Source organism: Paenibacillus sp. J22P90 (genome assembly GCF_059692195.1).
In genome coordinates, this window is the sequence record NZ_JCAUAY010000001.1 from 1,339,031 (window position 1) to 1,352,970 (window position 13,940).

General features: G+C 46.2%; 13 protein-coding genes. 11 read left to right on the top strand and 2 right to left on the bottom strand.

Going from position 1 to position 13,940, the window contains the following annotated elements; genetic code table 11:
* Positions 1–100: 100 nt before the first annotated feature.
* Positions 101–694, top strand: coding sequence for a hypothetical protein (locus AC58UX_RS04730; protein WP_497249933.1), 594 nt, complete (start codon positions 101–103; stop codon positions 692–694).
* Between the two features lie 10 nt (positions 695–704).
* Here AC58UX_RS04730 and AC58UX_RS04735 read toward each other — a convergent pair whose 3' ends face one another.
* Positions 705–1,724 (bottom strand): LacI family DNA-binding transcriptional regulator, encoded by a 1,020-nt coding sequence (locus AC58UX_RS04735; RefSeq protein ID WP_497249934.1) that lies wholly within the window; start codon positions 1,722–1,724, stop codon positions 705–707.
* A gap of 124 nt (positions 1,725–1,848) precedes the next feature.
* Here AC58UX_RS04735 and fucU point away from each other — a divergent pair, with 124 nt between their 5' ends.
* From fucU to AC58UX_RS04755, 4 genes are all read left to right on the top strand, one after another.
* A complete protein-coding gene (gene fucU, locus AC58UX_RS04740) occupies positions 1,849–2,274 on the top strand; it encodes an L-fucose mutarotase (RefSeq protein ID WP_497249935.1) in 426 nt (141 codons plus the stop codon).
* Between the two features lie 82 nt (positions 2,275–2,356).
* Positions 2,357–4,147 carry an L-fucose isomerase gene (locus AC58UX_RS04745; RefSeq protein ID WP_497249936.1) on the top strand — a complete coding sequence of 597 codons (1,791 nt, stop codon included), beginning with the start codon at positions 2,357–2,359 and terminating at the stop codon, positions 4,145–4,147.
* Positions 4,148–4,169: 22 nt separating this feature from the next.
* The gene (locus tag AC58UX_RS04750; RefSeq protein ID WP_497249937.1) at positions 4,170–5,669 is read left to right on the top strand and encodes a rhamnulokinase; all 1,500 of its coding nucleotides are present in this window, start codon (positions 4,170–4,172) and stop codon (positions 5,667–5,669) included.
* Between the two features lie 7 nt (positions 5,670–5,676).
* Positions 5,677–6,336 (top strand): class II aldolase/adducin family protein, encoded by a 660-nt coding sequence (locus AC58UX_RS04755; protein ID WP_497249938.1) that lies wholly within the window; start codon positions 5,677–5,679, stop codon positions 6,334–6,336.
* A gap of 69 nt (positions 6,337–6,405) precedes the next feature.
* Here the strand turns inward: AC58UX_RS04755 and AC58UX_RS04760 are convergent, their stop codons facing one another.
* Positions 6,406–7,356 carry a hypothetical protein gene (locus AC58UX_RS04760; RefSeq protein ID WP_497249939.1) on the bottom strand — a complete coding sequence of 317 codons (951 nt, stop codon included), beginning with the start codon at positions 7,354–7,356 and terminating at the stop codon, positions 6,406–6,408.
* A 155-nt stretch (positions 7,357–7,511) separates the two neighbouring features.
* On the opposite strand from AC58UX_RS04760, the gene AC58UX_RS04765 reads away from it, so the two are divergent.
* From AC58UX_RS04765 to AC58UX_RS04790, 6 genes are all read left to right on the top strand, one after another.
* On the top strand, positions 7,512–7,967 hold the full coding sequence (locus AC58UX_RS04765) for a cupin domain-containing protein (RefSeq protein WP_497249940.1): 456 nt from the start codon (positions 7,512–7,514) through the stop codon (positions 7,965–7,967).
* Between the two features lie 168 nt (positions 7,968–8,135).
* Entirely contained in the window at positions 8,136–8,777 is a 642-nt protein-coding gene (locus tag AC58UX_RS04770) for a hypothetical protein (RefSeq protein ID WP_497249941.1), read from the top strand.
* A 449-nt stretch (positions 8,778–9,226) separates the two neighbouring features.
* Positions 9,227–10,549: a response regulator gene (locus AC58UX_RS04775; protein ID WP_497249942.1), complete on the top strand. Its 1,323-nt coding sequence runs from the start codon at positions 9,227–9,229 to the stop codon at positions 10,547–10,549.
* A gap of 107 nt (positions 10,550–10,656) precedes the next feature.
* Positions 10,657–12,081 (top strand): extracellular solute-binding protein, encoded by a 1,425-nt coding sequence (locus AC58UX_RS04780; protein ID WP_497249943.1) that lies wholly within the window; start codon positions 10,657–10,659, stop codon positions 12,079–12,081.
* Between the two features lie 68 nt (positions 12,082–12,149).
* Positions 12,150–13,061 carry a carbohydrate ABC transporter permease gene (locus AC58UX_RS04785; RefSeq protein WP_497249944.1) on the top strand — a complete coding sequence of 304 codons (912 nt, stop codon included), beginning with the start codon at positions 12,150–12,152 and terminating at the stop codon, positions 13,059–13,061.
* Complete coding sequence (locus tag AC58UX_RS04790) at positions 13,058–13,939, top strand: carbohydrate ABC transporter permease (RefSeq protein WP_497249945.1); 882 nt, start codon at positions 13,058–13,060, stop codon at positions 13,937–13,939. Before AC58UX_RS04785 ends, AC58UX_RS04790 begins: the two co-directional genes overlap by 4 nt.
* Position 13,940: the final 1 nt, after the last annotated feature.

A 13,940-nucleotide genomic window follows, 5' to 3' on the forward strand; every position in this document is an offset into this window, starting at 1 on the left:
ACCACCGAAAAAGTATAATCACCAGCCCTATTAGTTGTAGTCATTTTTCTACTAGTTTCGGAATAATAGTTTAGGAGGGAGAAGAAGGGGGAGTATACTAATGCTCACATTAAAAGCATGGACAGGCTTGTTTGGGCGGGGAGCAGCGGATACGGATATTTACCAGACGATCAAAGTGAGGGCGCCTCGTGATTATTTTAACCGAGCAGATGCTTTCTTGGAGGATATTGTCTATACGTCTCAAGAGGAGTTAACCGGAATCAACAAAACGTTCCTAGTCAAACTATTATTTGATAATTTTATGGATCATGTGCGTAAGGGCAAGGATCTATATACATACATTTTGCAGCTAAGAAGTAAATTTGGAGGCGTTGTTGCCCGTGCGAACACGAATGAGCGACCAAATGGCGGAACTGTACCCGGCTTTCAATGGGGACTTTCCTTTCAGGAGGGGCAATCGGATAATGCTGCTTATTTGACCCTCAACGTCAGGTTGCACCCAGCCGAAGTCAATCGGATGCGTGTTTTTTTCGACGATATGAATTGGAAGCATCATCAACCGCTTAATATGGAGATGAATGAGCTTTTATCCCTGCTATTTATTGAGTTCATTACTGAGCTTCGGAATGGGTTGACGGAGGAGACAAAAGAAGAGATTATAGCGGCTATTGTCCATAAATGGGAAGAACAATAGCCTGCTGTGTCTACGAGCTGTGCAGCGAGACGGGTTGGGTCGACGATCGAACGATGAGTTCAGAGGGCAGCATAATTCTGCGAGATTCATCGCTAGATTCACCTTCCATGCGTTCGATGAGGAGCTGCATCCCGAGCTGGCCGAATTGATATGCTGGCTGAGCGGCGACTGTGAGGAAAGGGTTGATCTCGCCAGCAGGACCGAAATCGTCGAAACAAACGACCGAAATGTCACCCGGAACCTGTAAGCCACGCTGACGCAACGATTGAATAACGCCGACGGCCAACATATTGTTGGCTGCAAAAATAGCCGTAGGCGGCTCATCAAGCTGAAAAAGTCCGTCAAGCGCGGAGTCATCGTGGAAATCACGATACCCGAGATGGACAACAAGCTGCTCATCGAGAGCAAGGCCGTTGAGGCGATGTGCCTCGTTATAACCCGTATACCGAAGGCGGGCCGTGGACACGTCCTGTGTACCATTCACTAACGCAATGCGGTGATGACCAAGCGCGATTAAATGCTCAACGAGATTGCGGGCACCTTGCTTGCTATCTCCAAGGACAACATCCGCATTGATCCCCGGGATTTCACGGTCCAAGACGACGAAAGGAATTTGGTGCTTCTGCAGCTGTTGCAAATTGTCGTGGGAATGATCCCCGGCCGGGGCGAACAATACGCCATCCACGCGCGTGGAGAGAATCATATCGACGTAGTCCTTTTCTTTCGCATAATCCTCATCACTATTGGCAAAAAGCAGGCGATAGCCCGCCTTTTTCGCTGCATCCTCAGCGCCTCGGGCTAATGTTGTATAGAACGGATTCATAATATCCGTAATGAGCAAGGAAATGAGATTTGTCTTCTGGGAGACTAAACTGCGTGCAAGTGCATTTGGAATGTAGTGGAGCTCTTCCATCACTTTCCTTACCCGCTTACGCGTCTCTTCGCTGATGCGGCCCGTGTTATTGATCACGCGGGAAACCGTCATAGCGGACACACCGGCCTTTTCGGCGATGTCATAGATCGTTATCACGTGTTAATCTCCTTTATTAGGCGGTTTATTAACATATTGTATAGAAATAAATCATTGACAGCAAGAGATAAAATTGTTAATTTTGAGTTATCGGTAACACACATTGAAGTAGGAGATGTTAATGATGTTAAAAGGGATACCTTCAATCCTCTCGCCAGAGCTTCTGAAAGTTCTGATGGAGATGGGGCACGGGGATGAAATCATCTTGGCTGATGGGAATTTTCCTGCAGCAAGTCATGCAAACCGACTATTACGTTGTGATGGTCATGGCGTGCCGGAATTGTTGAAAGCGGTATTATCGTTGTATCCACTGGATACTTACAGTGATCAGCCTGTTGCACTTATGGCCGTCGTACCTGGTGATACGGTTGCTACTCCGATCTGGGGCGAATACGAGGAGATCATCAGTGAGCACGCAACACCAGCGATTGAGTATGTGGAACGGTTCGCTTTTTATGAGCGGGCGAAGAAAGCTTATGCCATCGTGGCGACGAGTGAAAAGGCGCTTTATGCCAATATTATTTTAAGAAAAGGTGTAGTTGTTGAGTAAAATGAATTACCGATAACTCTATTTTAAGCATACAAGTAAGAGGATAGATGAGCTTTTTACATAACGAGGAGGATGAATGTAGATGACAAACAGCGATTTCAGATGGAAGCAAGAGTTCCCGAAAATTGGTATCCGTCCAACGATTGATGGTAGAAGAAAAGGGATTCGTGAATCACTTGAAGAGCAAACGATGAACATGGCGAAGGGCGTTGCTGCTTTGCTGAGCGAAACGTTGAAATACCCGAATGGACAGCCAGTTGAATGCGTTATCGCGGACACATGTATCGGTGGCGTAGCAGAAGCTGCTGCTTGTGCAGATAAATTCACGAAATCAGGTGTTGGCGTCTCCATCACAGTGACTCCTTGTTGGTGTTATGGCACGGAAACGATGGATATGGATCCTTCAACACCGAAAGCCGTCTGGGGCTTTAATGGAACTGAGCGTCCAGGCGCTGTGTATTTGGCTGCTGTTTTATCCGGTCATGCACAAAAAGGCATCCCAGCCTTCGGTATTTACGGCAAAGACGTGCAAGATTCGGGAACGACAACGATTCCACAGGATGTTCATGAGAAGCTGATTCGTTTTGCTAAGGCAGGACTTGCAGCGGCGTATATGAAAGGGAAATCTTACCTCTCTATCGGTTCCGTTTCAATGGGAATTGCAGGTTCGATTGTGAACGAGGAGCTATTCCAAAACTACTTGGGCATGCGCAATGAGTATGTCGATATGTCCGAATTAGTGCGTCGGATTAATGAAGAAATTTTTGATCCAGAAGAATATCAGTTGGCGTTGAACTGGGTAAAAGAAAACTGCACAGAAGGTCCCGACAAGAATCCAGCCGCGATTCAAACGAGTCGTGAGAAAAAAGATCAGGATTGGGAAACCGTTGTCAAAATGACCATGATCGTTCGTGACCTGATGGTCGGCAATCCGCGATTAGCTGATATTGAGTTTGGCGAAGAGGCGTTAGGCCACAATGCAATCCTATCTGGTTTCCAAGGCCAACGTCATTGGACGGATCATTTCCCAAATGGCGACTTCATGGAAGCTATTCTGAATACTTCTTTTGACTGGAACGGTAAGCGCGCTCCTTATCTTGTTGCTACTGAGAACGATAGCTTGAATGGCGTAGTTATGTTGTTCGGTAACCTGTTGACGAATACAGCTCAAATTTTCGCTGATGTGAGAACGTACTGGAGCCCAGACTCGGTGAAACGCGTAACAGGCCACACCCTGACAGGTGCAGCTAAAGACGGTATCCTCCATTTGATTAACTCAGGACCGGCCGCTTTGGATGGAACAGGTCAGCAGTCTCGTGATGGTAAGCCGGTTATGAAGCCTTTCTGGGAAATTACAGATCGAGAAGTGACAGATTGCTTAGCAGCGACGTCTTGGCGTCCAGCATCTGTTGAATATTTCCGCGGAGGCGGCTATTCCACAGACTTCCTAACAAAAGGCGGAATGCCAGTCACGATGTCACGGATTAATTTGGTCAAAGGCTTAGGACCAGTTCTGCAAATAGCAGAAGGCTACTCCGTCGACCTGCCTGAAAATGTGCATCAGACCTTAGACGATCGTACGGATTCAACTTGGCCGACAACTTGGTTTGCGCCTATTTTGACTGGAGAAGGTTCGTTTACGGATGTGTACTCTGTAATGGATAACTGGGGATCCAACCACGGCTCGATTTCCTACGGACATATTGGGGCAGATTTGATCACGCTTGCGGCGATTTTGCGTATTCCAGTTTCCATGCATAACGTGGCAAAAGAGGATGTTTTCCGTCCGCGTGTTTGGAGCAATTTCGGTACATCAGATCCTGAGGGTGCAGACTTCAGAGCGTGCAGCAGCTTCGGTCCTCTATATAAGTAAGCAGTTGCGGAGGTGAACCCGCGTGGGTGACAACCAATTAAACATGCTGGCCGTCGATTTCGGTGCTAGTAGTGGAAGAACGATTCTTGGGCGTTGGAACGGCTCTACGCTGACGACCCAAGAAATTCATCGCTTTTCAAATGATCCGGTTGAGCTGAATGGCAGCTTGTATTGGGACTTTCTAAGGCTCTTCCATGAACTGAAAGAAGGCGTTCTGGCTTACAAGCAGTTCGCCTCCGACTCACCTGCTTCGCTTGCCGTGGATACGTGGGGTGTGGATTACGGTTTTGTAACGGGAAAAGGGAAGCTGCTTGGCAATCCTTATCACTATCGGGAAGCTCGGAATGAGCGGGCCATGACGGAGTTATTGCTTAAAATGCCAGAGCAGGAACTATACGCGCATACTGGTATCCAGCCCTTATCTTTTAATACGATTTTTCAGCTGTACGCCGAGAGCTTGGAAGATGGCTTGAATGTGCCTGAGGACGTGCGCTTACTGTTGATGCCGGACTTATTTCGCTATTATTTATCGGGTACGCGTTCAACGGAATATACGATTGCAAGCACGACGGGGCTGCTGAACCCTACAACTCGAGCATGGGACACTTCGCTTATTCAAAAATTGGGCATACCCGCTACACTGTTCACGGACATCGTCATGCCGGGCACGATAGGCGGATTGCTGCGCAAAGAAATCGCGAATGAGCTGCAGGTCGGGGCTTTCCCGATTGTTGCGACGTCTTCACATGATACAGCTTCTGCTGTGGTGTCGATCCCATCTTTAGCTGGTGATTATGCCTTCATTTCCTGCGGAACGTGGTCACTCATGGGGGTTGAACTCGAGCAACCGATTATGAACGCGGACAGCTTGCGTTTTGGGTTTACGAATGAAGGCGGGGCGGAGCAGAAGATTCGGATGCTTAAAAACATTATGGGTCTCTGGCTCCTGCAAGCCTGCAAGCGTCAATGGGAGCTGGAGGGAGAGCCTCTCAGCTTCGCTAGAATGCAAGAGATGGCCCGTAATGAGCCAGGTTTGGGAAGCTATATTGATTCCCAGGATCCTGTTTTCCTAGCACCGGGAAATATGCCAGAGCGAATCCGGCACTACTGCGTGCAGACCGGGCAAGCGGTGCCGCAAACGAAGGCGGAGCTAATCCGCTGCGTTGTCGACAGTTTAGCCATGAAATTCAAGCAAACGCTGGATGAAATCGAGGGGCTTACTGGGCGTAAGTTAACGACGGTTCACATGGTAGGCGGGGGCATTCAGAATCAATTGCTATGCCAGCTGACCGCCAATGCAACAGGAAGATCTGTCATCGCAGGTCCTATTGAAGCGACCGCGATCGGGAACATCATGATGCAGGCGAAAGCGCATGGCGAGGTGGGGTCACTCGAAGAGATACGCGAAGTCGTGATGAACAGCTTTCCGCCAGAATGCTATGAGCCGGAAGCCGCAGAGCAGTGGGCTGAGGCTTTTCACACCTACATGACAGTTATAGAGAAGAAATCAGAAAGGAGCTGAGGACAGCATGTCTGAGCAGCAAACCAGAGAAGAATTAACGAAATATGCGCGCAAAAGTGTAGCGAAGGGCCTCGTTGTAGGACCTGGAGGAAATATAAGCGCAAGATTCGAAGATACAATGTATCTGTCTCCGAGCGGCTTCGCTTTGGAAGACATCGAGCCTGAGCAATGGGTGCCCGTAGATATTCCATCGGGCAATATTTTGGATAAAACATATCGCCCATCCTCTGAGGTATTAATGCACTTGTTCTGCTACCGGGTGAATCCCGCAATGAAGGCAATCGTGCATACACACCCTGCGTATTGCATCGCATTGACGCTCGTTGACAATGAGCTGCCGATGCTGTTCCCAGACCAAGCCGCGTTGGTTGGCGACGTTGCTTTCGTTCCGTATGTCGTACCGACGACAGATAAATTAGCCAATCTCGTGGCTGAAAAAGCGGATCGCTACAGCTCGATTTTGCTCAACAATCACGGGCTTGTCACCACAGGCAAAAACTTGCGCGAAGCCTACTACCGCACGGAAGTCATGGAAGAGAGCGCGAAAATTTATTTGATCGCGAAAGCGGTCGGAACGCCACGCAGATTGACCGAGGAAGAGTACAAAGAAATTCAAGGCTTGGAAAGCGAAGCGTATCGCGTGAATTTATTGCAGCAGATGAAATAGAAGCTGCTTCATTTGGAGCACCCATTCTCAAGTGTTTACTTGAGGATGGGTGTTTGTTTTTGAACAAGATTAACTATCCAAGCTAGACTCCTCAATCCAATTGATCCGTTTCGTAACCAGTCCAGTTAACGTCGCATCTGCTGCCGAATATTCTTTCTGCAGCTGTGCAACGACAGTACGAATTTTGTTCAACGCGGAAAGCGTTTGACTTTGAGAGTTCTCGATTCGACCTTGTACAATCCAGTCGGCAATGAGTCCATCAAACCAATAGTCGGCCATTTTTAAAGTGTCGCTGATATCGATCTCAATGTGAAAACTCCGATTTAAGTCCTTTAGTTCGTCGCGAAAATTCAAAATTTGGTGATTCGCCCGATGAATGAACTGTTTGGCATCGTCAACATGACTATGCTTTGCATGCGTGCTGATCATGCCGCCGCCGCCCCATAAGTCCCATTTCCCCCAATTTTCTGCTTTCTCCAAGCTATTGGAGGCATCTGTTAAGGAGGCTAGTACACGCTTGCCAGCGTTCAATGCTTCTTGCAGCTCCTTGACCAGCAGCTTCTGATCATCGATTTCATCGTCCATCTTTTCTAACTCGCTTGAAAGTGAAGGGGAGTTTAAAAGTGCGGCTTCCTTTGTTGCCATGAGCTTTTTATAATCGTCGTCTGCACGTTGATAGTTGGCGAGATCATCACCTACTTGGATCAATGCTTGCTTCGTGACTTGCAGTTCCTGCTTAGCAGCTTCTAGTTGCAGCGCAGCCGTTAGGGCTTGTTGGCGCTCCAACTCCAGTTGCTCGGACTTACTGCGGAGAATCGTATGAAAAAGATTCGTAAGAGACAATCGCGTCAATCGCTCGACATCTGCCTGTTCGGATTCAAGTTGTAATTCGAGCTTAGGAATGAGGCGTTCCTGCTCGAACACTCTGTCCTGTAGATCTTTTCTTTTGCGTTCTGCTTTGTGGAGCTGAAACATCCGCTCTTTAGCTTCTCTCAACTGAAGGTTCAAGTTATCTGTCATCGAAATCCCTCGTTTCCCAATATTTGTTAGAGTGAATACTTTTTCAATACGATAATTTTGGGTGGAGGTTTCGGAAGTTTTTCCAGATACAAAATATGACTTCCCTATGGTATAATGCTTACTTTGTTAGTCTAGAGAGAAATAGGAGAAATCATATGCTTACAAAAACACTATCACCACTTGTTCAAACCTTGGATTTAAAGCCTCACCCTGAGGGCGGATGGTACAAGGAGCTCTGGAAAGCTTCCTTCGAAATTCCGAAAGAAGTCCTACATGAAGCGTACTCTGGTTCGCGATATGCAGCAACTTCGATCTATTTCTTACTTCATCCAGATGAATTCTCAGAATGGCACACCGTGTTGTCTGATGAATTATGGTTGTGGCATTCTGGCAGTCCTATCTTGCTTACATTAGGAGGAACGAGTGAGCAACCAAAAGCTACACAGGATATTATTCTTGGGCCTGATGTGCTAAAAGGTCAGCATCCGCAAGCTCTTGTCCCAGCTCATGTATGGCAAATGGCGCGTCCTTTAGGGGATGAACCCGTTCTGGTTTCCTGTGTAGTTGCACCGGGCTTCCATTATGATGATTTTAAATTAATTAAAAGATAATGAGCATGAAATTTGCTTTGCTAAAAGTTAAGTGATTTGGTATCTTGATGATAAAGATAAGTATTTCAATACGCGTGAAGCACACGCCGTTAGCTCCTTTTGGAGCTGGCGGCGTTTTTATTTTATAAGGAGGTAATCGCAATGTTCGAAAAGGAGTTTGAACTATTTTTGGAAGAACAAATTAGGAGTGCAAGCGGTCAGAGGCTGGAAATGCTGCAAAGGGACCTGGCAGGAACGAAGAAACTTTTGGAAGGAGTGCTGCTGCCTGTTTTGGGGACTTTAGAGGGTTTGGTGCTAGAGTATGAAATGATGAGCTTATCGGGTATGAAAATTTACGGTGATGTATTTCACCCCATGTTACGGATCGTGTTTGAGGAGGATAGCTTTGTCACTCATGCTGAGTTGATCACGAGGGACCGTTTCTCCTTCGAGAGGGCGCGTGCACGTTCAGTTGCGATACTAGGTTACACTTATTTTCCGTATAGCCGAGATGAGTTGGAGAAAAAGCCAAGTTTCTGCCAAAGGAATTTGTATGAATTAATTGGTCGAGTCGGCAGTATATCGAGTGCGGGGATACATCAGCTTCCTGTGTATGAGCGGGAGATATTGAGGTGCGCATTGCTATGGAATAAACCTTTTGAATTAAGTGACGTGTGTAATTGGATTCAACTTAAAAGAGAGGCATGTGGAAAAATTGTACGTAAGCTGGAAAGAAATGAGCTGCTTAAACCTGTAGGCGGTAGTTTAACTAGATGCTATAAATTCATGATTACTGATAAGGCTATTTCGCTTTTGCATGGTAAAAAGTGAGGATAGTAGTTTGAAACCGACTAACTCGAGCACATTAGTGGCAAAAGGAGCATAGATAGTCGACGAAACCGGTTAACTCAGGTGAACCAGCTTGAAAAGTAGCATAGATAGTCGGCGAAACCGACTAACTCGGGTGAACTAGCGGGAAAAGGAGCATAGATAGTCGTCGAAACCGACTAACTCGGGTGAACCAGCGGTAAAAGTAGCATAGATAGTCGATGAAACCGACTAACTCGGGTGAACCAGTGGCAAAAGGAGCATAGATAGTCGTCTAAACCGACTTACACTTCCCGCCCGCCGCCGCATTAGCTCCGTAACTCGAAAAAATCGAGTTACGCGTCCCACCCTCATCCACACATCCCACACAATAAACGTAATAAAACACATATTCACACTGATTGTTGTACAATAAAATGGAGTTAGGGCAAGTAAATGAACGAGGTGGCAGGATGGTCAATATTTTAGTTGTCGATGACGAGCCGATGATTTGCAAGGGTGTTGCGACGATTTTGAAGCAGTCGAAATTGGACATTAACGAGGTCTTCATCGCGTATAACGGGTTTGAGGCGCTTGATTTTATACATTTAGAGAAAATAGATCTAGTTTTCACGGACATTCAGATGGAGAAAATGAATGGCATCGAGTTGATCGAGAACATTTTCCTCGAGGACCCGTCGATACCGATTGTGATTTTGTCGGCGCATGGCGAGTTTGAGTATGCGCAGAAGGCGATCCGTTTTGGAGCGAAGGAGTACTTGGTAAAACCGATTACGCCGCCGCATCTTATTTCAGTAGTGACCAAGCTGCTGAAGGAAAAAGAAGAGAAAGGCCAACGCTTCGCAAATTGGGAAGGTTCTCGCACACTGCCGGGGCACATGTCACATGAAACAAATTATTATTTGAATGAATTGGTCACAGGGACAATCCATGAGTCCGAGGTGCCTTCCATCATAGAGAAGCTGGATCATCGCATGAATGGCACGTATTTTAGCATGCTGACCATCAAATTGGCACTTGATCGTGGCGGGATTCATGATCAGGAAATTTCGACGTTAAAAGATCGCAGTTTGTTGAAATACGCAGCTTTAAACATCATGGAGGAAACCGCGAGTCAGTGGAGCCATCTTGTTTTTAATAATCACAATTCTACTTTCACCTTGCTGCTACAAATCACGGAGGAGGAGAGCAGGGGCTCGATGCGGGTGAATCAGCTGTTGATGGTGGCGCAAATGATTCATACGAATCTTCAGAAATATTTGAATGTGAAAAGTCAGATCGGCATCAGTCGCATACGTGAAGGCATTACGCAGTGGCCGGTGATGTATAAGGAAGCCCTTGAAAGTTTAACCTGCTGTGAAACGAATAAGGGTCATTATATGTTCTACATTGAAGATAAGGACAGCCTCGCAACCAATCCGTCCCTTACCGTTAACGGGGTAGATGAGGCCAATAACCGCATCGTGTATGATACGAAAGTGTATATTGAGGGACATTTTTGCAACAAAGGGTTGAAGCTGCAGGATATTGCGGATGCGGTGCATTTGAGTCCGAATTATTTAAGTTTTTTGTTTAAAAAGGTGATGGGAACGAACATCTGGGACTACGTCACGAAGCTTCGAATGGAGGAAGGGAAGCGTCTAATTCTGACGACCGATAAGCGACGCTATGAGATTTCGGAAGAAATCGGATATGAATCTCCGGAGCATTTTAGCAAAATATTCAAAAAGCATTTCGGAATTAACATCTCCGAAGTGAAGCAATCAGGTACGTAACATACGACATACTAAGCGTAATACGACACATCGCCCTTGGAATCATCCCCACTTATAATCAAAATTGTAGCAACCACAAGTGAAGCGATTCGAAAGGGGAACCAAACATGAAAGCGAAGAAAGCGTCTACAATGAGTGCGATTGCCTTAACCGTATTAATAGCGGGCTGTAGTTCAAACGGTACAACGAGCACGTCCAGTCCTGCCCCAGCGGCCAAAGAGTCCACACCAGCTGCTGCAACGGCAACACCTGCCGCTAAGAAAGTAACGATTACGGCTCAAAGCTTTAAAGCGGATCAAAAAGAAAAGAATGATCAATTGGATCAACGTATTACTCGTTTTAAAACGAAATTTCCAACAGTTGATTTTAAAAAGGATGACTGGCAGTACAACCCGCTTGAGATCGGGATCAAAATGGCTTCAAACAGTGCGCCAACCGAATATACAACGTATGCTACGGAAGGCAAAGTGCTTGTTGATAAGAAATGGGTTGCCGATATTACCGATTCCATGAGTTCCTGGGCGCATGCTAAGGATATGAATGATCTGCTCTCCAAGCCATTTGTTGTGAACGGCAAAACCTACGGTGTCCCAATTGATGGTTACGTCATGACGATTACATTGAATAAAAAGTTGTTCAAAGATAAAGGTGTAGAGCTTCCTCCGATGGATTGGACATGGGAAGATCTGCTAGCCGCAGCTCGTAAAATCAATGATCCAGCGAAAGGGATCGTAGGCTTCATTCCGATGGGGAAAGGGCCAGAAGCAGGCTGGAACTGGACGAATTTCTTATATGCAGCCGGTGGCGATGTTCAAAAGCTGGAAAACGGCAAAGTAGTCGGCGTATTCAATTCAGAAGCTGGCTTGCAAGCGCTTGAATTTTACAAAAAGCTGAAGGATGAGAACTTGATCCCGCAAAACTGGGCGCTTGGCTATGGCGATGCGTTGAATGCCTTTGCTCAAGGACGCGGTGCGATGGTCATGTGCGGAAGCGGCAATGCAGCGGATACAGCGATCAACGAAGGCGGCATCAGTAAGGAAGATCTCGTCGTATATCCAATGCCTTCCTTTACTAAAGGCGGTAAACATACAGGCGTACTTGGCGGAAACTATCGTGTTATCAATCCGAAGAGCGATAAAGATCAACAAGAAATGGCGTTCAAATGGATTACAGATGAGTACTTCACTGACGATTTCTTGAACTCCACGAAGAAAGAAATCGAAGATCGTAAAGGCAAAAACCGCGTGTACATCCCGCAACCGATCAACTACTGGAAAGATTCCTCTGATTTCGGTAAAAAGTATACGGATCTCTTAGCGAAGTATGATAACGTGTTCAAATATGACCCGCAATTGCTAGCTCTATGGGATGGTAAGCCAGAAGCTCAGTACGAAGCTCAAAAATACTATACAGAAATGGCCAATGTCATTCAAAAAGTGTTTACGACGAAAGATGTGGATTTGAAAAAAGCGCTGTCCGAAGCCGCGACCAAGGTGCAAACGGAAACGTTTGACAAAGTGAAGGTCGAATAGGCAAGCCTAATCCCCGGATCTAAACCGCTCATGGTTTAGATCCGATTTTCTCACAAGGAGTGTTTAGGATGGATGCAGAGCTGAATGCACAACCTGTTGTCGCAAGCAGGGTATCGAAGAAACGAATGAACTGGTATTTGTGGGGAACGCTGTTTATTTTACCGGAAGTCGTGTTATTTATTATCTTTCTGTGGGTGCCGATTTTCAAAGGCATTTTCTATAGCTTCTATAATGTTGATTTTGTAGATGGCAATCATTTCACTGGCTTAGCAAATTATGTGAGTATTCTGAAGGATGATCTGCTTTGGATTTCAATTAAGAATACATTGATCTATATGGCGTTAGGTGTCATTCTTGGCTTCTGGATCCCGCCATTGGTGGCAATAGCCGTGTCAGAGCTTCGGTGGTTTCAAGGTGCAGCCCGCATTATCAGCTATTTGCCAAGTGCGGTACCAGCTATCGTTTTGTATGGCATGTGGATGTGGTTTTTTGATGCAGTAGGACCGATTAACAGTTTTTTGCAGAAGTTAGGGATGGAGCAAGTTTCTTTTTTTAGTCCAAAATTAGCAATGGCTTCCATTGTTATTTTAGAGACTTGGCAAAGCTTTGGAGCGGCTACGTTAATCTATATTGCAGCGATTGTAGGGATACCCAAGGATTTATACGAAGCCGCCGAAATCGATGGTGCCAGTGTGTGGCAGCGTGTTCGCTATATCATTTTGCCAAGTATCAAAACCCTGATGCTCCTATTGCTTGTACTCCAACTGATCACAACTTCTCAGGGGTTCCAAGCGCAGCTGTCGATGACAGACGGTGGTCCAAACAATGCTACGCTGACGTATTTGCTTTGGCTCAACCATACCGCGTTCCGCGATTTGGATTTTGGGAAAGCAAGCGCCATGGGCAGCTTGATGTTCTTCGTACTCATAGGGATGACCTTCCTATACAACGTCATGCAGCGTAAGGGGGAGAAAGCATGAAGCAAGGCGAACGCGGGTTAATCTCCCAGCATGATTTTAAAAAAGGTTCCGTCAAATTCGGTTACACCCTTATGGTGCTGCTCGTGCTGGCGATTGCAGTAACGACGATTTATCCGTTTCTGAATACGTTTTTTGGCTCACTGAAAACACGGGAAGAGTTTTTTACCTTTCCTCCAACCTTTTTCCCGAAGCATTGGATTTGGAAAAATTATGACGATGCTTTCAATAGCTTCGACCTTCCTTTATTGACTTTTTTGAAAAATACATTGGTGATTTACGTCGGAAATGTGGTCTGTTCACTTTTGTTTATCGGGCTTGCCGCCTATGCGTTATCCCATTTGAAAGTCCCGTTCAAGCGTTGGCTGACGCTTTTCTTTTTCTCGACGCTGTTGATTCCACCGGCAACGTACATCGTACCTAACTTTTTGAATTTGAAAAGCTTAGGAATGATCAACACATACTGGGCGTTCTGGCTGCCCGCGGCTGCAAATGCTTATTTTATGCTGCTACTTAAAAATTTCTTTGATGGCATTCACAAGGAAGTACTGGAAGCTGCGCGAATCGACGGGGCGAGTGAATTTGCGTCTTTTCTGCGCATTGCTGTTCCGCTTTCGACACCGATCATCGGCACTTTGCTCATGCTGTCGTTCTCGACAACGTGGAATGATTTTTACTGGCCGAACATCGTGATGAGGGATAAAAGCATGTACCCACTGGCCACAGGTATTTATCGCTACGTGGTGTATTCGAACTCAGTTATCCCATGGAGTGTACGCTTTGCGGTGTTGACCATGGCCATGCTGCCTCCAGTGCTTTTCTTCTTGATTTTCCAAAAGTTCATGATTCGTGGATTATCGGTGTCCAGCGTAAAAGGTTAGG

Coding starts and splice junctions, on each gene's coding strand:
- AC58UX_RS04785 (WP_497249944.1), top strand. CDS start 12,150: ATGGATGCAGAGCTGAATGCACAACCTGTTGTCGCAAGCAGGGTATCG.
- AC58UX_RS04775 (WP_497249942.1), top strand. CDS start 9,227: ATGGTCAATATTTTAGTTGTCGATGACGAGCCGATGATTTGCAAGGGT.
- AC58UX_RS04745 (WP_497249936.1), top strand. CDS start 2,357: ATGACAAACAGCGATTTCAGATGGAAGCAAGAGTTCCCGAAAATTGGT.
- AC58UX_RS04765 (WP_497249940.1), top strand. CDS start 7,512: ATGCTTACAAAAACACTATCACCACTTGTTCAAACCTTGGATTTAAAG.
- fucU (WP_497249935.1), top strand. CDS start 1,849: ATGTTAAAAGGGATACCTTCAATCCTCTCGCCAGAGCTTCTGAAAGTT.
- AC58UX_RS04760 (WP_497249939.1), bottom strand. CDS start 7,356: ATGACAGATAACTTGAACCTTCAGTTGAGAGAAGCTAAAGAGCGGATG.
- AC58UX_RS04780 (WP_497249943.1), top strand. CDS start 10,657: ATGAAAGCGAAGAAAGCGTCTACAATGAGTGCGATTGCCTTAACCGTA.
- AC58UX_RS04790 (WP_497249945.1), top strand. CDS start 13,058: ATGAAGCAAGGCGAACGCGGGTTAATCTCCCAGCATGATTTTAAAAAA.
- AC58UX_RS04730 (WP_497249933.1), top strand. CDS start 101: ATGCTCACATTAAAAGCATGGACAGGCTTGTTTGGGCGGGGAGCAGCG.
- AC58UX_RS04755 (WP_497249938.1), top strand. CDS start 5,677: ATGTCTGAGCAGCAAACCAGAGAAGAATTAACGAAATATGCGCGCAAA.